The organism is Saccharopolyspora taberi, assembly GCF_039534165.1.
In the GTDB taxonomy this organism is placed as follows: domain Bacteria; phylum Actinomycetota; class Actinomycetes; order Mycobacteriales; family Pseudonocardiaceae; genus Saccharopolyspora_D; species Saccharopolyspora_D taberi.
In genome coordinates, this window is record NZ_BAAAUX010000045.1 from 75,590 (window position 1) to 95,181 (window position 19,592).

Annotated in this window: 17 protein-coding genes, 2 tRNA genes and 2 pseudogenes; 8 read left to right on the forward strand and 13 right to left on the reverse strand. The window is 69.6% G+C overall.

Annotation, left to right across the window (positions count from 1 at the left end; all coding sequences use genetic code 11):
- Nucleotides 1–184 precede the first annotated feature (184 nt).
- Nucleotides 185–595, forward strand: a complete 411-nt coding sequence (locus ABD691_RS33230; RefSeq protein ID WP_344686339.1) for a PH domain-containing protein — start codon at nucleotides 185–187, stop codon at nucleotides 593–595.
- Nucleotides 596–608: 13 nt separating this feature from the next.
- Here ABD691_RS33230 and ABD691_RS33235 read toward each other — a convergent pair whose 3' ends face one another.
- Nucleotides 609–1,535 (reverse strand): rhomboid family intramembrane serine protease, encoded by a 927-nt coding sequence (locus tag ABD691_RS33235; protein WP_344686340.1) that lies wholly within the window; start codon nucleotides 1,533–1,535, stop codon nucleotides 609–611.
- Nucleotide 1,536: 1 nt separating this feature from the next.
- Nucleotides 1,537–2,091 (reverse strand): peptidylprolyl isomerase, encoded by a 555-nt coding sequence (locus tag ABD691_RS33240; RefSeq protein WP_344686341.1) that lies wholly within the window; start codon nucleotides 2,089–2,091, stop codon nucleotides 1,537–1,539.
- A gap of 194 nt (nucleotides 2,092–2,285) precedes the next feature.
- On the opposite strand from ABD691_RS33240, the gene ABD691_RS33245 reads away from it, so the two are divergent.
- The 3 genes from ABD691_RS33245 (at nucleotide 2,286) to ABD691_RS33255 (ending at nucleotide 3,666) form a co-directional block, all read left to right on the forward strand.
- Nucleotides 2,286–2,804: a hypothetical protein gene (locus ABD691_RS33245; RefSeq protein ID WP_344686342.1), complete on the forward strand. Its 519-nt coding sequence runs from the start codon at nucleotides 2,286–2,288 to the stop codon at nucleotides 2,802–2,804.
- Nucleotides 2,805–2,908: 104 nt separating this feature from the next.
- Nucleotides 2,909–3,118, forward strand: a complete 210-nt coding sequence (locus tag ABD691_RS33250; RefSeq protein ID WP_344686343.1) for a helix-turn-helix domain-containing protein — start codon at nucleotides 2,909–2,911, stop codon at nucleotides 3,116–3,118.
- A gap of 2 nt (nucleotides 3,119–3,120) precedes the next feature.
- Entirely contained in the window at nucleotides 3,121–3,666 is a 546-nt protein-coding gene (locus ABD691_RS33255; protein ID WP_344686344.1) for a Clp protease N-terminal domain-containing protein, read from the forward strand.
- Between the two features lie 57 nt (nucleotides 3,667–3,723).
- Here ABD691_RS33255 and ABD691_RS33260 read toward each other — a convergent pair.
- The 11 genes and pseudogenes from ABD691_RS33260 to dnaA form a co-directional block, all read right to left on the reverse strand.
- Nucleotides 3,724–3,799: transfer RNA gene (locus tag ABD691_RS33260), tRNA-Ala, on the reverse strand.
- Between the two features lie 173 nt (nucleotides 3,800–3,972).
- A pseudogene (locus tag ABD691_RS33265) lies at nucleotides 3,973–4,080 on the reverse strand (DLW-39 family protein); the annotation flags it as partial.
- A 65-nt stretch (nucleotides 4,081–4,145) separates the two neighbouring features.
- Nucleotides 4,146–4,219, reverse strand: a tRNA-Ile gene (locus tag ABD691_RS33270).
- Between the two features lie 93 nt (nucleotides 4,220–4,312).
- The gene (locus ABD691_RS33275) at nucleotides 4,313–5,128 is read right to left on the reverse strand and encodes a DUF3566 domain-containing protein (protein WP_344686345.1); all 816 of its coding nucleotides are present in this window, start codon (nucleotides 5,126–5,128) and stop codon (nucleotides 4,313–4,315) included.
- A gap of 54 nt (nucleotides 5,129–5,182) precedes the next feature.
- Nucleotides 5,183–7,678, reverse strand: a complete 2,496-nt coding sequence (gyrA, locus tag ABD691_RS33280) for a DNA gyrase subunit A (protein ID WP_344686346.1) — start codon at nucleotides 7,676–7,678, stop codon at nucleotides 5,183–5,185.
- A 164-nt stretch (nucleotides 7,679–7,842) separates the two neighbouring features.
- A complete protein-coding gene (gyrB, locus tag ABD691_RS33285) occupies nucleotides 7,843–9,816 on the reverse strand; it encodes a DNA topoisomerase (ATP-hydrolyzing) subunit B (RefSeq protein ID WP_344686347.1) in 1,974 nt (657 codons plus the stop codon).
- A 304-nt stretch (nucleotides 9,817–10,120) separates the two neighbouring features.
- Nucleotides 10,121–10,642 carry a DciA family protein gene (locus ABD691_RS33290; RefSeq protein WP_344686396.1) on the reverse strand — a complete coding sequence of 174 codons (522 nt, stop codon included), beginning with the start codon at nucleotides 10,640–10,642 and terminating at the stop codon, nucleotides 10,121–10,123.
- 103 nt (nucleotides 10,643–10,745) lie between these two features.
- The gene (gene recF / locus ABD691_RS33295) at nucleotides 10,746–11,921 is read right to left on the reverse strand and encodes a DNA replication/repair protein RecF (protein WP_344686348.1); all 1,176 of its coding nucleotides are present in this window, start codon (nucleotides 11,919–11,921) and stop codon (nucleotides 10,746–10,748) included.
- Between the two features lie 154 nt (nucleotides 11,922–12,075).
- A pseudogene (gnd, locus tag ABD691_RS33300) lies at nucleotides 12,076–12,987 on the reverse strand (phosphogluconate dehydrogenase (NAD(+)-dependent, decarboxylating)); the annotation flags it as partial.
- Between the two features lie 46 nt (nucleotides 12,988–13,033).
- On the reverse strand, nucleotides 13,034–14,158 hold the full coding sequence (dnaN, locus tag ABD691_RS33305) for a DNA polymerase III subunit beta (RefSeq protein ID WP_344686349.1): 1,125 nt from the start codon (nucleotides 14,156–14,158) through the stop codon (nucleotides 13,034–13,036).
- A 1,136-nt stretch (nucleotides 14,159–15,294) separates the two neighbouring features.
- Nucleotides 15,295–17,070 carry a chromosomal replication initiator protein DnaA gene (dnaA, locus tag ABD691_RS33310; protein WP_344686350.1) on the reverse strand — a complete coding sequence of 592 codons (1,776 nt, stop codon included), beginning with the start codon at nucleotides 17,068–17,070 and terminating at the stop codon, nucleotides 15,295–15,297.
- Between the two features lie 588 nt (nucleotides 17,071–17,658).
- Here dnaA and rpmH point away from each other — a divergent pair.
- From rpmH to yidC, 4 genes are read left to right on the forward strand one after another with little or no spacing between them, the layout of a single operon-like run.
- Complete coding sequence (gene rpmH, locus ABD691_RS33315) at nucleotides 17,659–17,802, forward strand: 50S ribosomal protein L34 (protein WP_263250281.1); 144 nt, start codon at nucleotides 17,659–17,661, stop codon at nucleotides 17,800–17,802.
- Between the two features lie 58 nt (nucleotides 17,803–17,860).
- Entirely contained in the window at nucleotides 17,861–18,295 is a 435-nt protein-coding gene (gene rnpA, locus ABD691_RS33320) for a ribonuclease P protein component (RefSeq protein WP_425565219.1), read from the forward strand.
- Nucleotides 18,295–18,624, forward strand: coding sequence for a membrane protein insertion efficiency factor YidD (yidD, locus tag ABD691_RS33325; protein WP_344686353.1), 330 nt, complete (start codon nucleotides 18,295–18,297; stop codon nucleotides 18,622–18,624). Before rnpA ends, yidD begins: the two co-directional genes overlap by 1 nt.
- 4 nt (nucleotides 18,625–18,628) lie before the next feature.
- On the forward strand, nucleotides 18,629–19,573 hold the full coding sequence (yidC, locus tag ABD691_RS33330; RefSeq protein ID WP_344686354.1) for a membrane protein insertase YidC: 945 nt from the start codon (nucleotides 18,629–18,631) through the stop codon (nucleotides 19,571–19,573).
- The last annotated feature ends 19 nt before the right edge of the window (nucleotides 19,574–19,592 follow it).

Sequence of the window (19,592 nt, forward strand, 5' to 3'; positions counted from 1 at the left end):
AGGCCCGGAGGGAAGACACCTTCGGGCCTCGCTCTGTTCACCGGTACGAAAGCGTTCGGTAACCGAACAACACGTGTGTAAGTCATCCCCACTGGGGATAACTCCTGTGGATAACTCGGCTCGCCATCAACAGTGTGGACAACGGCACGCGGTTTCACGTGGAACACCAGCGGAGGAGGTACCGGTGCAGTCGAAGGTCTCGCACCAGTGGTCCACACCGATCGGCCTGGTCAGCACGGGTTGGGTGCTGGCAGCCGGGGCTGCGGTCTGGTGGGTGCTGGCCGATAGCGCGACCGACCGCGTCTTCGTCACGGCGGTGCTGCTGGTGCTGGTCGTGGTGAGCGGGTTCGGCACGCTGGCCCGTCCGCGGCTGAGCGCGGACCAGCAGGGCGTCACCGTTCGGGGGTTGCGCGGTCGGCGGACCTGGCCGTGGTCCGGCCTGACCGTCCGGCTCGACCGCAGCAAGCGGCTCGGCCGCACGGTCGAGGTGCTCGAACTCGACACCGCCGACGACGAGCTGATCGTGCTCACCAAGCTGGACCTGGGCGAAGACCCGGACCAGGTCGCCCGGACCCTCGACGAGCTCCGGCCCTGACCAGAGCGTCCGGCTAGAGGATCCCGCACTGCGTGCCGGGCCCACCGGACCCGAAGCAGATCACGTTCCCCAATGAGAGGTCCCGGGTGACGAGCAGCGCGAGCAGCACCACCAGCAGCGCCGCGAGCGCCCCGGCCTGCACGAGCATCCGCCGCTGCTGCGGCGCGTAGACCAGCGCGGCGGTCGCGGCCGCACCGACGATCAGCCCGCCGAGGTGCCCCAGCAGTGACAGCTGCGGGATCGCCAGGCTCAGCGCCACGTTCAGCCCGATCACGATCAGCACCGGCCGCAGGCTGACCTTCAGCCGCAGCGCGGCAACCGCGATCCCGCCCATCAGCCCGTAGACCGCGCCGGACGCACCAGCCACCGGGGCGGCCAGCTCGCCGAACACGAACACGGCAGTGCTGCCGCCGAGCAGGGAGAGCAGGTACACCGCGGCGAACCGGAACCGGCCCAGCACGAGTTCGAGATCCCGGCCGATCACCCACAGCGCGATCATGTTCATCGCCAGGTGGGCCAGCCCGATGTGCAGGAAACCGGAGGTGACCAGCCGCCACCACTGCCCGGTCGCGACGATCATCGGCAGCAGCGAGGCGGAGTGGAAGACCGGCGCGTCGTAGTTGGTCATCCCGCTGCCCGCCTGGACGGCGGTCCACAGGTAGACCAGCACGTTCACCGCGATCAGCACCGGCACCACGACCGGCTTGCTGGCCAGCCGCGCACCGGCGATCGTCACCGGCGTCCGGGTGCCGCGGCGGCCTTCGGCCACGCAGTCCACGCAGTGGTAGCCGACCGACGCCTCGCGCAGGCAGTCCGGGCAGGCGGGCCGCTCGCACCTGGTGCAGCGCAGCCCGGTCGGCCGGTCGGGGTGGCGCACGCACGCGGGCAGTTGCGCCGGTGCCCCGTCCGATCCGGTCGACTGCCCGGGCGGAACCGTCACGTCAGCCCTCGCCGCGCTCCACGTTGACCTTCTCGATCACGATGTCGTTGACCGGCCGGTCGGCCGGACCGGTCGCGGTCGTCGCGATCCGGTCCACGACGTCCCGCGAGTCCTGGTCGGCGACCTCGCCGAAGATGGTGTGCTTGAAGTTCAGCCAGCTGGTCGCGCCGACGGTGATGAAGAACTGCGAGCCGTTGGTGCCGGGGCCCGCGTTCGCCATGGCCAGCAGGTACGGCCGGTCGAACTGCAGCTCGGGGTGGAACTCGTCGTCGAACTTGTAACCGGGGCCGCCGCGGCCGGTTCCGGTCGGGTCACCGGTCTGGATCATGAATCCCTCGATGACCCGGTGGAAGATGACCCCGTCGTAGAACGGCCCGGAACGCTCTCCCTTGGCGTTCGGCTCGCTGTAGTCCTTGGTTCCTTCGGCAAGACCGACGAAGTTCGAGACGGTCTTGGGCGCCTTGTTCGGGAACAGGTTGACCTTGATGTCGCCCAGCGTCGTGTGCAGGGTCGCGGTCAACGTCGTCCCAACGAGCGATCCGTTGTCTTCAGCCACCCGACCATCCTGCCATCGAAGAGCGGGAACGTGGTGTCTGGGTGCAGTATGGGGCCGATCGTCAGCGCCAGGCGGGCTCCGCCGCCCCGGCCGGAGGCGGCCTGGACGCCGGCCGTCGAACCAGGCCCCGCGGGCGGGTCACCTGGGGTTCCAACCGGTGACCCGCTGCGGGAAGACTGCACAGGAGGCGCACGATGGACGAAGTCAAGGCCATGACCCGAGCCGGTGAGAGCGTGGGCAGGGCCGTCGGGACGGGCCTGCGGTCCGCCCGCCTCGGCGCGTGTCGCGCGGGCCGTGCGGGGATGGAGATGTCGCGGCAGGCCGCTGCCCTCGCCGAGCACGAGCTGACCAACCGCGGGATCGACCCGGACGAGCTTCAGGAACGCATCGCGCGCAGGACCACCGGGATGTCGCGCAAGGAGCTGCGCAAGCGCAGCCGCAAGGCCCGCAAGCAGCTGGCGAAGAACGCCGAGACGGCCCGCCGCGAACTCGCGGCGAGGATCGCCCCGGAGCCGAAGCGGCGCCGCCGGTGGCCGTGGGTGCTGCTGGTGCTGGCGGGGATCGCCGCGGCCGGGGTCGCGCTGTCGCGTCGGCCGGAGGAGTTGCCGGTCGCCGAGGCCGACGACCAGCCGCCGCGCGAAACCCCTCGGTCGAGCGTCCCCTCGCAGGGTGACGGTCGGCACAGCGCGCTGGACCCCGAACACCAGCGCTGAAAGTTCGCGGGGAGCGGTGGCGCGATGCGCGCCACCGCTCTTCTCTTGCCCCTTGTCGTCAACTGTGGTTGACAACCGCGGTGATGTCAACCTATGTTGACGCCATGACCGAAGCGACCGAACTCGCCTCCGCAGCAGGTGGCCGCGACCCGCGCAGCGGGCTCAAAGCCGTGGCCGCCCTGCGGAAGCTGCTCGAACAGCTCGAAGCGGTCCAGGTCCGCAACGCGCGGAACCAGGGCTGGTCGTGGCAGGACATCGCCACCGAACTCGGGGTGTCCAGGCAGGCGGTGCACAAGAAGCACGGGAGGGTCTGACGATGTTCGAACGGTTCACCAGCGCCGCCAAGCAGGCGGTGACCGGCGCCGTCCGGGAGGCCCAGCAGCAGCGGGCCCCCGAGATCACCTCCGAACACCTGCTGCTGGCGGTGCTGGGCAACCCGACCGGGGCCGGCCGGATGCTCGCCGAGCACGGCGTCACCCGCGACGACATCACCACCGCGCACGCGGAAGCCCGCCGCCGAGGCGGCCTCACCGACGCGGACGCGTCCGCGCTCCGCGACCTGGGCATCGACGTGGACAGCGTGGTGCACAGCGTCGAGGACACCCACGGCCCCGGCGCGCTCGCCGCGGGCAGGCGCAGGCGGAGCCGGTTCGGCCTGCGCAGGCACATCCCCTTCGGCACCGAGGCCAAGAAGATCCTCGAAGGCTCGCTCCGGGAGGCGCTCGACCTGGGCAACCGGGCGATCGGCGACGAGCACTTCCTGCTCGCGATCCTGCAACGCGCCACCGCCGCGTCCGAAGTCCTGGACCGGAACGGGATCACCTACGCGAGCGTGCGCTCGCGCTTCAGCCGCGCCGCGTGACCATCCGAATTGCGCTGAACTGACAAAAGGAAATCGCTCGACGAGCGAAGGAACTACTGGTGGAGACGAGGGGAATCGAACCCCTAACCCCCGCCTTGCAAAGGCGGTGCTCTGCCAATTGAGCTACGTCCCCCTTGACGCCCCCGATGGGGCGTCAAGCGGCCCGAAGGGCCTCCGCCCTCCGGGCGGATCGGATCTGGTCAACTACCCCAGATCCGGTGAGCTCCCCCAGAACGGCATGAACTCCGCCCTTGCGATGCTTCACGGCGAGGGCGGAGTCAGCGGCTCGGAAACGGCTCAGGCTTCCGCGGTCGCCTCGCGCCAGAGGTCCGCCTCGGCCTTGGCCGCACGGTTGCGGCGGACGACGAACAGAACGGCACCAGCAACAACGGCGAGTGCGAGCAGCTTCTTCACTTCAGTCGCCTCCTAGCACGGCGTTCGCCCCGTGGCGTTCAGATCAGGTACTCGACACGGGATAGTGGGCCTAGAAGGACTTGAACCTTCGACCTCTTCGTTATCAGCGAAGCGCTCTAACCGCCTGAGCTATAGGCCCCTGGTGCGCTCCAAACATTACAGGACGTTCGGAGCGGTCCGAAACGGGGGGTGGGTGTGGCGGTTCCCCGCTGGAAACCGCCACGTCACGGCCTCACTCCCGCTCGGACAACGTCACCTCGATGCCGCCCGCGAAGTCGGCGGCCACGTTGTAGATGAACGCGGCCACCGTCGCCAGCGCCGTGATCAGGACGATGTTGATCGCCCCGATGATCGAGGCGACCCCGAACACCCGGCCCGCGCTGATCAGCGGCTCGGCCGCCGCGTCGTCGGGCTGGGTCAGCTCGGTGAAGGTGCCGTTGAGCTGGGCCCAGACGCCCATCCCGTCGAGCACCCCGTAGAGCACCGCGACCGCGATCATCCACACGAAGAACAGCGCCACGCTCAGCACGAGCGCGAGCTTGAGCACCGACCACGGGTCCACCCGCTTGACCTGGAGGCTCGCCCGCCGCGGGCCCCGGCTCGGCCGCCGGGCGCTGGTCGCGGTGGCGGCGCCGGACCCCCGGGACGCGTCGGCGCCGAACGGCACGGACGTCCGCCCGCCCGACGACGGCACCTGGGTCCGGACCGTCTCCTGCTCCTGGACCGGCTTCGGGATGGTCTGGGTGGTCTCGGAGTCCGGCGCCGCGTCCGGCACGGCCGCCGGGACCGCCGCGGGCGGCTCCGGCTGGTCCGTCCCCGCCGACCCCGCCGCCGCCCGTTGCCACGGCGGAGGCACGTCGGTGCCGTCGAGGGCGGGGCCCTCGCCGTCGGTCGCCGGCTTGTCGTTGGTGGACGCCTCCGCGGCCCCGGCCTCGCCCTGCTGCTCGGCAGCGACCGCCTCGGCGTTGTCGGACTGCGTGATGACCGAGGTCCCGCTCGCGTCCTGGGACTGCGAGCCGGACTTCTCGGGCTTCTCGGAAGGTGTCACGAGCGATCCTTCGATGATCGTCGGTGGCCTGTGGCGGGCTGGTGTCCCACCCCGCTACTTCTGCTGTTCCGGCCCTGCGGCGTCCGGGTCGGCGGCCTCGTCGGCGTTCCGTGCGACAGCCACGACCGAGGTCCCGTCCCCGAGGTTCATCAGACGAACCCCCTTCGTCTGCCTGCCGGCCTTGCGCACCTCCTTGGCGGTGGTCCGGATGACCCCGCCGGTGGAGGTGATCGCGTAGAGCTCGTCGTCGATTTCGACGATGAGCGCACCGACCAGCCTGCCACGCTTCCTGTCGTACTGGATCGTCAGCACTCCCTTACCGCCGCGACCCTGCACTGGATAGTCGTCGATCGGCGTCCGCTTCGCATATCCGCCGTCGGTCGCGACCAGCACGTAGCGGTCCGGGCGGACGACACCCATGGCGAGCAGCTCGTCGCCGTCGTTGAAGCGCATGCCCAGCACGCCCGAGGTGGCCCGGCCCATCGGCCGCAGCGCCTCGTCGGTGGCGTGGAACCGGATCGACTGCCCCTCGGCCGAGACCAGCAGCAGGTCGTCCTCAGCGGAGCAGAGCACCGCGCCGACCAGCTCGTCGTCGTCCTTCAGGTTGACCCCGATCAGACCACCCGATCGGTTGGAGTCGAAGTCGGTCAGCCGGGACTTCTTGACCAGGCCGTTGCGGGTGGCCAGGACCAGGTACGGCGCCGCCGTGTAGTCCTTGATCTGCATGACCTGGGCGATGTGCTCGTCCGGCTGGAACGCCAGCAGGTTCGCCACGTGCTGGCCGCGCGCGGTGCGGTTGGCCTCCGGCAGCTCGTACGCCTTCGCGCGGTAGACCCGGCCCTTGTTGGTGAAGAACAGGATCCAGTCGTGGGTCGAGCACACGAAGAAGTGCGAGACGATGTCGTCCTGCTTGAGCTGCGCGCCCTGCACGCCCTTGCCGCCGCGCTTCTGCGCCCGGTAGAGGTCGGTCCGGGTCCGCTTGGCATAGCCGGTCCGGGTGATGGTGACGACCACGTCCTCCTCGGCGATGAGGTCCTCCATGGAGACCTCGCCCTCGAAGGGGACGATCCTGGTCCGGCGGTCGTCGCCGTGCTTGTCGACGATCTCCATCAGCTCGTCGCGGATGATCTGCCGCTGCCGCTCCGGCTTGGCGAGGATGTCCTTGAGGTCCTCGATCTCGCGCTCGATCTCGGCCAGCTGGTCGACGATCTTCTGCCGCTCCAGGGCGGCCAGCCTGCGCAGCTGCATCTCCAGGATCGCGTTCGCCTGGACCTCGTCGACGTCGAGCAGCTCGATCAGTCCGGTGCGCGCGTCGTCGACCGTCGGCGACCGCCGGATCAGCGCGATGACCTCGTCGAGCATGTCCAGCGCCTTGACCAGACCGCGCAGGATGTGGGCCCGCTCCTCGGCCTTGCGCAGCCGGAACCGGGTGCGCCGGACGATGACCTCGATCTGGTGCTTGACGTAGTGCCGGATCACCTGGTCCAGGCGCAGCGTGCGCGGCACGCCGTCCACCAGCGCCAGCATGTTCACGCCGAAGGTGTACTGGAGCTGGGTGTGCTTGTAGAGGTTGTTGAGCACCACCTTCGGGATCGCGTCCCGCTTGAGGCTGATGACGATCCGCATGCCCCGGCGGCTGTTGGACTCGTCGGCGATGTCGGAGATGCCGGTGAGCTTGCCCTCCCGGTGCATCGTCGCGATGCTCTCGATCAGGTTGTCCGGGTTGACCTGGTACGGCAGCTCGGTGACGACCAGCGAGGTCCGGCCCTTGGAGTCCTCCTCGACCTCGACCACCGCGCGCATCTTGATCGAGCCGCGGCCGGTGCGGTAGGCGTCGGCGATCGCGTTGGTGCCCAGGATCAGCCCGCGGGTCGGGAAGTCCGGGCCCTTGATCCGCTGGATCAGCGCTTCCAGCAGCGCCTCGTCGTCGGCCTCGGGGTTCTCCAGCGCCCAGACCACGCCCTCGGCGACCTCCCGCAGGTTGTGCGGCGGGATCTTGGTCGCCATCCCGACCGCGATCCCGTCACCGCCGTTGACCAGCAGGTTCGGGATGCGCGACGGCAGGACCGTGGGTTCCTGGGTGCGCCCGTCGTAGTTCTCGGTGAAGTCGACCGTGTCTTCCTCGATGTCGGCGAGCATGTGCATCGCCAACGGGGCCAGCCGCGACTCGGTGTAGCGCATGGCGGCAGCCGGGTCGTTGCCGGGCGAACCGAAGTTGCCCTGGCCGTCGATCATCGGGTGCCGCATCGACCAGGGCTGGGCCAGCCGCACCAGGGTGTCGTAGATCGAGGAGTCGCCGTGCGGGTGGTAGTTGCCCATCACGTCGCCGACGACGCGCGAGCACTTCACGTACCCGCGGTCCGGGCGGTAGCCGGAGTCGTACATCGCGTACAGCACGCGGCGGTGCACCGGCTTGAGACCGTCCCGGACGTCCGGGAGGGCGCGCGCGACGATGACGCTCATCGCGTAGTTGATGTAGGAGTTCTGCATCTCCTGCTGGATGTCGACCGGTTCGATCCGACCGTGTTCCGGCGGCAGGATTTCCGTCACGAGTGGGGAGTCCTTTCAGGCGAATGTTCGGGGCGGGTTCCGGAGCCACCGCAGCGCGGGCAGACGTTCCCTCGGACCGTGCCGGTCGGCGTTGCAGACCAGGCACTGCTCTTGGCTTGCCACCGCGATCGATCCTTTCGGTAGTGGCACCGGTGACCCTCGGGTCAGACGTCGAGCAGGCCGGCGTCCTTGGCGTTGCGGGTGATGAACGAGCGCCTGGACTCCACGTCCTCGCCCATCAGCACGCTGAACAGCTCGTCGGCCGTGGCCGCGTCGTCCAGGGTGACCTGCATCAGCAGCCGGGTCGCCGGGTCCATGGTGGTCTCCCACAGCTCGTCGGCGTTCATCTCGCCGAGACCCTTGTAGCGCTGGATGCCGTCGTCCTTCGGCAGCTTCTTGCCCGCGGCGGCGCCCTGTTCGAGCAGCGCTTCCTTCTCCTTGTCGGAGTAGGCGTACTCCGGCTCCGAGCGCGGCCACTTGATCTTGTAGAGCGGCGGCCGGGCCAGGAACACGTGGCCGTTCTCGATCAGCGGCCGCATGAACCGGAACAGCAGCGTCATCAGCAGCGTCTGGATGTGCTTGCCGTCGACGTCGGCGTCGGCCATCAGCACGATCTTGTGGTAGCGCAGCTTCGACAGGTCGAACTCGTCGTGGATGCCGGTGCCCAGCGCGGTGATGATCGCCTGGACCTCGTTGTTCTTGAGGACCTTGTCGATCCGCGACTTCTCGACGTTGATGATCTTGCCGCGCAGCGGGAGGATCGCCTGGTACTGCGACTCCCGGCCCTCCTTGGCCGAGCCGCCCGCCGAGTCGCCCTCGACGATGTAGAGCTCGCACTCCCCGGGGTTGTTGGACTGGCAGTCCTTGAGCTTGCCGGGCAGGCCGCCGATGTCCATCGCGCTCTTGCGGCGCACCAGCTCCTTGGCCTTGCGCGCCGCCATCCGGGCCTGCGCCGACGACACCGCCTTGTTGACGATGGTCTTGGCCTCGGCCGGGTTGCGCTCGAACCAGTCGGTCAGCCACTCGAAGGCGTTGGTCTGGACGAACGACTTGACCTCGGTGTTGCCCAGCTTGGTCTTGGTCTGGCCCTCGAACTGCGGCTCGCCGACCTTCACCGACACGATCGCGGCCAGGCCCTCGCGGACGTCGTCGCCGGTGAGGCTGCCGTCCTTGTCCTTGAGCAGCTTCTTGTCCTTGGCGTAGGCGTTGACCACGCGGGTCAGCGCGGACCGGAAGCCCTCCTCGTGGGTGCCGCCCTCGTGCGTGTTGATGGTGTTGGCGAAGGTGTAGACCGACTGGTTGTAGCCGGAGTTCCACTGCATCGCGACTTCCAGCTCGTGGCCCTTGCCGGACGCGCTGAACGAGACCACCTTCTTGTGGATGGGCTCCTTGGTCGCGTTGATGTGCCGGACGAAGTCCTCCAGACCACCCGGGTAGTGGAAGGTGCGCTCGGTCGCGCGCGCGGCGGTGCCGCTGGCGTCCTCGCCGCCCTCGTCCTCCTCCTTGGCCCGCTCGTCGCGCAGGACGATCGTCAGACCCTTGTTCAGGAACGCCATCTCCTGCAGGCGGCGGGAGATCGTCTCGGCGTTGTACCTGGTGGTCTCGAAGATCGTCGGGTCGGCCCAGAAGGTGATGGTGGTGCCGGTCCGCTTGGTCGCCTCGCCCTTCTGCAGCTCGTGGACGGGCTTGGAGTCCTCGTAGCGCTGCCGCCAGACGTGGCCGTTGACGTGGATCTCGGCTTCGAGGGCGGTCGAGAGCGCGTTGACCACGGACACGCCGACGCCGTGCAGGCCGCCGGACACCGCGTAGCTGTCCCCGTCGAACTTGCCGCCCGCGTGCAGGACGGTCAGCACGACCTCCAGGGTCGGCTTCTTCTCCACCGGGTGGATGTCGACCGGGATGCCGCGGCCGTCGTCGACGACGCGGACGCCGCCGTCGGCCAGCAGCGTGACCTCGACCTTCGTCGCGTAGCCGGCCATGGCCTCGTCGACGGAGTTGTCCACAACCTCCTGCACCAGGTGGTGCAGGCCGCGCTCACCGGTGGAACCGATGTACATGCCGGGGCGCTTGCGGACGGCCTCAAGGCCCTCAAGAACGGTGATGGAGGAAGCGCTGTAGTCGTTCTTCTTCGATGCCACGGGCCTCGGTGTCTCCTAGAGCCGGCTTTTCCTGTCAGGGTGGTCCTGTGGGTACGACCCACTCGCGCCGCACACGGCATCGGAACCACAGCGGGACGGCTTCACACGGATGGCCGTACCTCGGCGGCGGCCCGTGTGCTCCCCACCGGATCGCGGGTCGGACCGCACCTCTCGAACCGATTCTACTGGTCCCGTTCCGCAGAAGTGGGGCAAGGACACCTCTGACTTGCTCACAGAGTGGAGAAATCGGATCAGGACACCATCGGAGAGCGGCGAGCACCCTCTGCGCGCCGCTCCGCGCGCCTCAGCCGTAGGTGTCGCGCGGGCCGCGGCCCGGGATGTGGCGAGGGCCGTGCCGCCAGCTCGGGGCGGCGGGGCCCTGGACCTTGATGCGGCGCACGACGTCCTTGCCGACGACGTCGCCGATCCGCTTGATGATCTGGCGCTGGAGCAGCCGCAGCTGGGTGGCCCACGCGGTGGACTCGGCCTGCACGGTCAGCTCGCCGTCCTTGAGCCCCACCGGTTTGGTGTGTTCGGCGACGTCTCCTCCTACCAGCGAGGCCCACTCGCCGAAGACCCGGCCACCCGAAAGGTGGTCCACCCATCCGCGTTCGGTCGCGATCCGGGACGCCAGCCGCCCCAGCGGCTGCGGGTCGCGCTCGTCGGCACCCGGCCCCGACCAGCCGCGACGACGTCGCTGACCAGCACCGGGACGGCCGCGCTTGACCTTGCCGCGCTTGGTCCTGGACTGCTCGCGCGCGGCCTGCAGCGCCGCCCGCGCGAGGTCCGGTCCGCGCAGCGAAGCGCCGTCGGAACCGACCGTGATCACAGAGTTATCCACACCATCCACAGAGTTATCCCCAGATGTGGGGATTTCTGGAGTGTCCTGGGTCACTCCGCGTGCACTCTCACCGCCGGCCTGGGCGTCGTCACTCCGCACGCCGCACCTCACCTTCGCGCACGTCGAACCGGACGCCGGTGAGCTCCGCCGGGACGTCCTCGGCAACGGCCGCGGTGACGATCACCTGCTCGGCTCCCGCGACGAGCTCGGCCAGCCGGGACCTCCGGCGGCGGTCGAGCTCGGCGAAGACGTCGTCGAGGATCAACACCGGTTCCGCGCCATCGTCGGCCAGCAGGTGGTACGACGCCAGCCGCAACGCCAGCGCGAACGACCACGATTCACCGTGGCTGGCATACCCCTTCGCGGGCAGCTCGCCGAGCACCAGCTCCAGGTCGTCGCGGTGCGGTCCGACCAGCGACACGCCCCGCTCCAGCTCCTGCGGGCGCACCCGCTCCAGCTCGCCGAGCAGCGCCGACTCCAGCACCTCGGCGTCGGCCTCCTTGCCCAGCGGCACCCCGTACCCCTCCGGCAACGCGTCCCCGAGGCTGCTCCGGTAGCGCACGTCGGCCACCCGCCCGGACGGCGCGGTGCTCTCGTCGGTCGCGGCGACGCTGGCGTATGCGCTGGTCACATGGGGTGCGATCGCCGCGACCAGGTCGAGCCGACCGGCCAGCAGCTCCGCGCCGTAACGCGCCAGGTGCCCGTCCCAGACCTCCAGCGTGGACAGGTCCGCACCGGCGCCCCCGCGCCGCGCCGCGCCCGCGGACTTCAGCAGCGCGCTCCGCTGCCGCAGCACCCGCTCGTAGTCGGACCGCACGCCCGCGAACCGCGGAGCCCGCGCGACCAGCAGATCGTCCATGAACCGGCGGCGTTCCCCGGGATCGCCCCGGACCATCGCCATGTCCTCCGGTGCGAACAGCACCGTCCGCAGGATCCCGAGCACGTCGCGCGGCTTGCCCGCCGCGCCGCGGTTGATCCGCGCCCGGTTCGCCTTGCCCGGCGTGATCTCCAGCTCGACCAGCAGCTCACGCCCCTGGTTGACCACGGCGGTGCGCACGACCGCGCGCGACGCGCCGTCGCGCACGAGCGGCGCGTCGGTCGCCACCCGGTGCGAACCGAGGGTGGCGACGTAACCGAGGGCCTCGACCAGGTTCGTCTTGCCCTGCCCGTTCGAGCCGACGAGCACCGTCGGGCCGGGCTCCAAGTTCAGGTCCGCGTGCGGCCAGGAGCGGAAGTCGGTCACTTGCAGATGGCGGACGTACACGGCGGTCCAACCTAGTCGTGGGCGCGGGCCGGCAAGGCCGACACCGGAACTTTGTCCACAGGTCCGCGGACCAAGCGCCCGACACCGGAATGTCGACAAGTCGACGAGTCGGTCCGGGGCACGTCGCTGGGCCTGCCGGACCTCCGCGCCGGGTTCAGCTCTTCTGGACGGCGTGCCCGCCGAACTGGTTGCGCAGCGCGGCGACCGCCTTCATCGCAGGCGAGTCGTCCTGCCGCGAGGCGAACCGCGCGAACAGCGCCGCGGTGATCACCGGCGCGGGCACCGCGTTGTTGATCGCCTCCTCGACGGTCCACCGGCCCTCGCCGGAGTCGCTGACGTAGCCCTTGAGCTGCTCCAGCTCCGGGTCCTCGTCCAGCGCGCGGACCAGCAGGTCCAGCAGCCAGGAGCGGACGACGGTGCCGCGGCTCCACGCCTTGATCGTCGCCGGGACGTCGGTCACGACGTCGGAAGCGGCGAGCAGCTCGAAGCCCTCGGCGTAGGCCTGCATCAGGCCGTACTCGATGCCGTTGTGCACCATCTTCGCGTAGTGGCCCGCGCCGACCGGCCCCGCGTGCGCGAAGCCCTCCTCGCGCGGACCCTCCGGCCGCAGCGCGTCGAAGACCGGCATCGCGCGCTCGATGTCCTCGGCGTCACCGCCCGCCATCAGGCCGTACCCGTTCTCGGCACCCCAGACGCCACCGGACACGCCGACGTCGACGTACTTGATGCCCTTCTCCGCCAGCAGCGCGGCGTTGGCCTGGTCGTCGGTGAACTTCGAGTTCCCGCCCTCGATCACCAGGTCGCCCGGGGACAGCAGCTCGGCGAGCGCCTCCACCGTCTGCCGGGTCGGGTCACCGTGCGGCACCATGATCCACACGATCCGCGGTCCGGCCAGCTTCTGCACCAGGTCGGCGATCGAGGCGACGTCGCTGACCTCCTGGTCGCGGTCGTAGCCCACGACGTCATGCCCGGCGGCGCGCAGCCGCTTGCGCATGTTGAAACCCATCCGGCCGAGGCCGACTAGTCCGAGTTGCAAACCCGACTCCCTCACTTCACTGTCGGTGGCGCGAGGCTGTGGCCAGACGCGCCACCGCTCGTCATCTGGGCGACGCTCAGCCCGGCAACCGGACCGGCATCAGCAGGTAGAGGTAACCCTCTGCCACTTCACCATCTTCCCCGACCGGTTTGATGACTGCCGGTCGGTTCGATGTGGTGAACAGCATCTGCGCGCGGTCGGACTTCAGCGCTCCGAGGCCGTCGAGCAGGTACGCCGGGTTGAACGCGATCGTCAGCGGTTCGCCGACGAGCTCCACCGGCAGCTCCTCCTCCGCGCTGCCCTCGTCGTCGCCGCCCGCGGTCAGCCGCAGCCCGTTGTCCGAGAACTCCAGCCGCACCTGGGTGCCGCGCTCGGCGACCAGCGAGACGCGCTTGATCGCCTCGGCCAGCGGGGCGACGTCGATGATCGCGGTGACCGCGCTCTCCGACGGCAGCAGCTGGCGGTACTTCGGGAACTCCGCGTCGAGCAGCCGGGTGGTGTTGCGGCGCCTGCTGCCGGACAGGCCGAGCAGGCCGTCCCCGGAGGCCAGCGAGATCTCCACCTTGTTCCCGCCGCTGCCGAGGGTCTTGGCCGAGTCGGACAGCGTCTTGGCCGGGACCAGCACCGCGGTGTCCTCGAACGAAGTGCCCGGCTCCCAGGTGAACTCCCGCATCGCCAGCCGGAACCGGTCGGTGGCGACCATGGTCAGCCGGTCGGCGTTGATCTCCATCCGGACGCCGGTGAGCATCGGCAGCGTGTCGTCCTTGCCCGCCGCGACCGCGACCTGGGAGACCGCCTCGCTGAACAGGTCGCCCGGGACCGAGCCGGCGTGGTCGGGCATCGCGGGCAGTTCCGGGTAGTCCTCGACCGGCATCGTCGGGAGGCTGAACTTCGAGCTGCCGCAGGTGATCGTCACGCGGGAACCGTCGACCGTCAGCTCCACCGGCCGGTTCGGCAGCGCCTTGGTGATGTCGGCCAGCAGCCTGCCGGAGACCAGCGTCTTGCCGGTGGAGTCGATCGACGCCTCGATCGTCACCTGCGCCGAGACCTCGTAGTCGAAGCCCGAGATGGTCAGCGCCTCGCCCGAGCTCGCATCGAGCAGGACGCCGCCGAGCACCGGAACCGGTGGCCGCGACGGCAGGCTGCGCGCGACCCAGGCGACGGCGTCGGCGAGACCGTCACGTTCCACGCGGATCTTCATGGGTGTCCTTTCGGGTCCAGCCGTGGCTCGGCTGCCGGAGAACTGCGGTCGAGCCGGGGCTCGTTGGAGGTCGAACAGCTTCGTGCGCCGACGAGGCGCCGAGCGATCCCGCACGACTGCCGCGAGCCCGGAGAACGAGTGGGCGGCCTCCGCGGGAGTTCCACCGTAGAGCGTTCGCGCTGATCGCCGCATCCGGGTCCGGGCACTCCGGCGGCCCCACCGCGACCGCCGCCGCGAGTTGTCCACTTATCCACCGCCCCTACTTCTCTTCTCTTTTTTCAATCAAGAGAAGAAAAGAGCGCAGTAGTAATAGGGGCTGTGGATAATGGGGACAGCTCATGTTTGCGCTGGTCATCGCGCGTGTCGGGCTGTGGATGAGCACTGTGTGTAACCGGTGGATGGTTCATCTGGGTGGTGGACAACTTCGGCCCGTCCGCAGATGATCCACAGCTGTCCACAGTTATCCACACCTCCATCCACAGCTGTGCGCCGAGTTGTACCCAACCCAGCCCGATTTCGGCAGCTCAGCCGATCGTGCTGTGAGCGGATCTGTGGGAATCCTGTGGTCAACTCCCGGATACCTGTGGGCTACCTGTGCACAGCTTGTGGGCAACTCGGCAAGACGACCTGGTCAGGGCTGGGGATGAACTGCCTGTGGACAGCTCCGGCCGCGCGGACTTTTCTGACGCGGCGGTGAGGTGAAGCCCACCCCTGTCCCCAGAAAAGTCCCGGGCGCCCGAAGGACCCGATGTGCACGGAGAGAGATCGACAAGGCACAGTGGGTAGCAGTTCGCCCCTGTGCGGCGGGCGTTCCGGCGCGGCGGAAGTTTTCTGCTGGACCGGGTCGGCCAGGTCAGGGTGGGTCAGCAGAAAGATTCCGCGCCTGCGGCGAGGGGTCCGAGGACGGGCGAAGCCCGATCACCGCGGTGCGGGACGGCGCTTCGAGCTCAGATCGCCGGTGCGGCGGCCGGCACTGCGGCCCACCTCCGACCCTCGGGCGCCCGCGTCGATCTTTTCTGGCGGAGGTGTCCGCTCGGACCGGGGTGGGGCAACAGAAAGATCTCGCGCCCGCAGCGAAGGTGAAGCCCCCGGCTCAGGACAGCATCCACCGGGGAGACGTGAGGGGAAGGGACGCGTCAGGCGGAACGCGACTGCTGCTTGATGCGGGAGGTCAGCTCCTGCACCTGGTCGTAGACCCGCCTGCGCTCGGCCATCTCCTTGCGGATCTTCTTGTCCGCGTACATGACCGTGGTGTGGTCGCGCCCGCCGAAGCTCTGCCCGATCTTGGGCAGCGACGAGTCGGTCAGCTCGCGGCACAGGTACATCGCGATCTGCCGGGCCTGCGCGAGCGCCTTGGTCTTGCCGGGGCCGCACAGGTCGTCGATGGTGACGCTGAAGAACTCCGCGGTCACCGCCATGATCGTCGGCGCGGTGATCTCCGGGGTCTGCGAGTCCGGGATCAGGTCCCGGAGCACGATCTCGGCGAGCTGGACGTTCACCGGCTGCCGGTTCAGCGACGCGAACGCCGTGACCCGGATCAGCGCGCCCTCCAGCTCGCGGATGTTGCGCTCGATGCGCGCCGCGATGAACTCCAGCACGTCGGCAGGCGCGTTCATCCGGTCCTGGGCCGCCTTCTTCCGCAGGATCGCGATCCGCGTCTCCAGCTCGGGCGGCTGGATGTCGGTGATCAGACCCCACTCGAACCGCGTCCGCAGCCGGTCCTCCAGCGTCCGCAGCCCCTTGGGCGGGCGGTCCGAGGACACGACGATCTGCTTGTTCGAGTTGTGCAGCGTGTTGAAGGTGTGGAAGAACTCCTCCTGGGTTCCTTCCTTGCCCTCCAGGAACTGGATGTCGTCCACCAGCAGCACGTCGACATCGCGGTACCTGCGCTGGAACGCCACCTGGCGGTCGTCGCGCAGGGAGTTGATGAAGTCGTTGGTGAACTCCTCGGTGGAGACGTACCGCACCCGCATGCCGGGGAACAGCCGCTGCGCGTAGTGGCCCACCGCGTGCAGCAGGTGGGTCTTGCCCAGACCGGACTCGCCCCAGATGAACAGCGGGTTGTAGGCGCGGGCGGGCGCTTCGGCCGCCGCGACCGCGGCGGCGTGCGCGAACCGGTTCGACGCGCCGATGACGAAGGTGTCGAAGGTGTACTTCGCGTTCAGCCGGGTCTGCGAGGTCGGCGGTGCGTGCTTCGGCGCGGTGAACGGCTGGCCCTGCTGCGACTCCGGTGACTGGCCCCGGCTGAACGTCGGCCAGATCTCGTTGGCCGCGTCGATCGCCTCGCCTTCCTCGTCGACCTCGTCCTCGGTGGCCTCCGCGGTCGGCTCGGCGTCCGGCTCCGCCGGGATCGCGGGCTGGCTACCGGTCAGCTCCGCCGCGGTGGGCCAGTCGTGGTACTCGGTCGTCGGGTAGTCGGAGACGGAGTAGTCCGGGACCGAGTAGTCGGGAACCGGCGTGTAGTGGCCGTCGCCACCGGGCGACGGGACGGGCGTGCTGAAGCTCTCCGGGCGCGGCTGCTGGCCGTAGGCCTGCGGCGAGATGAAGGTCGACACGCCGGAGTCGCCGAAGCCGGGCGGGCGTTCGGTGCCGGTGATCGAGTCGCGGGTCGGCCACGACGCGTCGCCGGGCGCCGGGCGCGGCGGCGCGGGCACGGCGGTGTCGACCTTGACGGCCAGCGAGACGTCCCGGCCGAGCCGGCGCGAGAGCGCGTCGGTGATCGGTTCGCGCAGGGCGCGCTCGATGGCCTCCTTGGCGAAGTCGCTGGGAGCGGCCAGCAGCGCGGTCCCGTCCAGCAGACCGATCGGCCGCGTCACGCGCATCCACGCGCGCTGCTGGGGCGAAAGGGTGCCGGAGGACAGCTCCTGCACCACCTCTTCCCAGACCCGGCCGAGATCCGCCTGGTCGGACACCGCTGTGCTCCCCTCCCCTCGCCTGCGCACGACCCGCACCGCTGCTGCCCCAGGCCGGACCACGTTCCGCGAGTGGTTCGGCGGGCGCTGCGACGAGCGGGTCGGACCTCCGGGGGCACCTGTCGGGACAGATGTCCACAGAGTTGTCCACAACTGTGTACGAAGGTACGACAGGATGCTTCGAAGATCCCCCGTGGGTCCCCGCAGCTCCGGTCAACCGCTGGTTTGCGCTGCGCTCCGGGCCACGCACTCCCGGGCGGCCCGAGGACTCCCACCTCGTCGGGCCGATTCGCAGATGCGCACGCTAACAAGGGGCGCTCGCGGTCACAAGCGCCCCACGGCGCACAGGCGTGATCGCCGGTGTGGGAAGCTGGAGGCCGACCCCGGGTTCGACTCGCCCGGGGGCACTGCGTACCCTCGTACAGTCCCCCGCTTCACGAGCGGGCACGTCGCTGCCCTGACGAATCAGGTGCCACGCACACCGCTCGGTGTCGGTTTCAGCGGCTGCGGCTTGAGAAAACGGGACACCTGACCAGACCCGCATGGCCAGCGTGGCCATTGTGCCTGTAGTAACCGGGAGATCCGACCGTGAGCAAGGGCAAGCGCACCTTCCAGCCGAACAACCGCCGCCGTGCCAGGAAGCACGGTTTCCGGCTGCGCATGCGCACCCGGGCGGGCCGGGCCATCGTGGCCGCGCGCCGCCGCAGGGGTCGCGCCAGCCTGACCGCCTGACAGCCGACCTGTGCTTCCTGCGGCTGCCCGACTGACCAGGAACCAGGAGTTCCGCCTGGTGGTCCGTCGCGGTCGCCGAGCCGGGCGTTCCCGCCTGGTGGTCCACCTGCTGCAACCGGACGCGGCGACGCGTGCCCAGCTGGGCGCGGTCCCGCGGCCTTCAGCAGCGCGATCGGACCGCGAGCGGACGTCCCCGGAAGCCGACGTGGACACGGCACCCACCCGGGAACCGAGCGAGTCGCCCCGGGTGGGTTTTGTCGTCAGCAAGGCGGTGGGGACCGCCGTCGTCCGCCACCGGGTGAGCCGTCGGCTCCGCCATCTCATGCGCGACCGCCTCGCGCTGTTGCCCGCTGGCACACTGGTGGTGGTACGCGCGTTACCTCCGGCGGCCGACGCCCCGAGCCGTGACCTCGGTTCGGATCTGGACGCGGCGTTGCGCAAGCTCCGTGTGCTCGTACCCGAGGCCCCACGCCCTTCGACGAGTTCCACCTGATGGCAGCAGACGACCCCGCGACTCCGGCGAACGCCCGGACGTCAGACGTGCAGGACGGCGAGCCGCGCGCTCGGCGGGCGAGCCCGCTCGCCTGGGTGCTGCTGGTTCCGGTGCACGTCTACCGCAAGGTCATCTCTCCCCTGCTGCCGCCGACCTGCCGCTTCTACCCGAGCTGCAGCGCGTACGCGGTCGAGGCGCTGACCGTGCACGGTGCCGTTCGCGGTGGCTGGCTCACCGTTCGGCGGCTGCTGCGGTGCGGGCCGTGGCACCCGGGCGGACTCGACCCGGTACCGCCCCGACGCGCGACCCAGTCCCCTGCCGAGGAGTAGCTCAGTGCTCGATTTCATCTACTACCCGGTGTCGGCCATCCTCTGGTTCTGGCACAAGGTGTTCGGCTTCGTGCTGGATCCGGCGAGCGGCATCGCGTGGGCGCTGTCGGTGGTCTTCCTGGTGTTCACGCTCCGCGCGCTGCTGTTCAAGCCGTTCGTGCACCAGGTTCGCTCGATGAAGAAGATGCAGGAGTTCGCTCCGCACATCAAGGCGCTGCAGGAGAAGTACGGCGACGACCGCCAGAAGATGGCGCAGGAGATGCAGAAGCTCCAGGCCGAGCACGGGTTCAACCCGATCAGCGGCTGCCTGCCGATGCTGGTGCAGATCCCGGTGTTCATCGGTCTCTTCCACGTGCTGAACGGGTTCCACCCCGGGGCGGCGTCGAACTTCGTGTTCAACGCCGAGGACGTCTCCTCGTTCGTGGCCGCCGACCTGTTCGGCGCGAAGCTGTCGAACACCATCAGCCAGGCGCCGGAGGTGCTGGCGCAGTTCCAGACCGACCGCACCTCGATGCTGATCGTCGGCGTGCCGCTGATGATCGCCGCCGCGATCGCCACCCACTTCACCGCGCGCCACGGCGTGCAGCGGCAGACCGCGGACGTCGCGCAGAACCCGCAGACGGCGGTCATGAACCGGATGACGCTGTGGCTGTTCCCGATGTTCGCGATCATCGGTGGCCCGTTCCTGCCGCTGGCGATCCTGATCTACTGGCTGGCCAACAACTTCTGGACGCTGGCGCAGCAGCGCGTGGTCTACCGCCGGATCGACCGCGAGGAGGCCGAGAAGGCCGGCACCGCCACCGTCGTCGACTCGACCGTGGTGAGCGCGGAGACCCCGGCCGCTCCGGCGAAGCCGTCGAGCGAGGCCGCCCAAGACGAACCCGGTGAGATCCCCGGGGTGATCGAAGACCGTTCCCGCGACACCGACAAGCCGGGCGAGTCCCGGTGAGGCGGTCGCGTACCCCTGG

What these genes read in the sequence shown, in the direction of transcription:
- ABD691_RS33250 (WP_344686343.1), top strand. Translation starts at nt 2,909, where the DNA reads ATGACCGAAGCGACCGAACTCGCCTCCGCAGCAGGTGGCCGCGACCCG.
- ABD691_RS33245 (WP_344686342.1), top strand. Translation starts at nt 2,286, where the DNA reads ATGGACGAAGTCAAGGCCATGACCCGAGCCGGTGAGAGCGTGGGCAGG.
- dnaN (WP_344686349.1), bottom strand. Translation starts at nt 14,158, where the DNA reads ATGAAGATCCGCGTGGAACGTGACGGTCTCGCCGACGCCGTCGCCTGG.
- yidD (WP_344686353.1), top strand. Translation starts at nt 18,295, where the DNA reads ATGGCAGCAGACGACCCCGCGACTCCGGCGAACGCCCGGACGTCAGAC.
- ABD691_RS33255 (WP_344686344.1), top strand. Translation starts at nt 3,121, where the DNA reads ATGTTCGAACGGTTCACCAGCGCCGCCAAGCAGGCGGTGACCGGCGCC.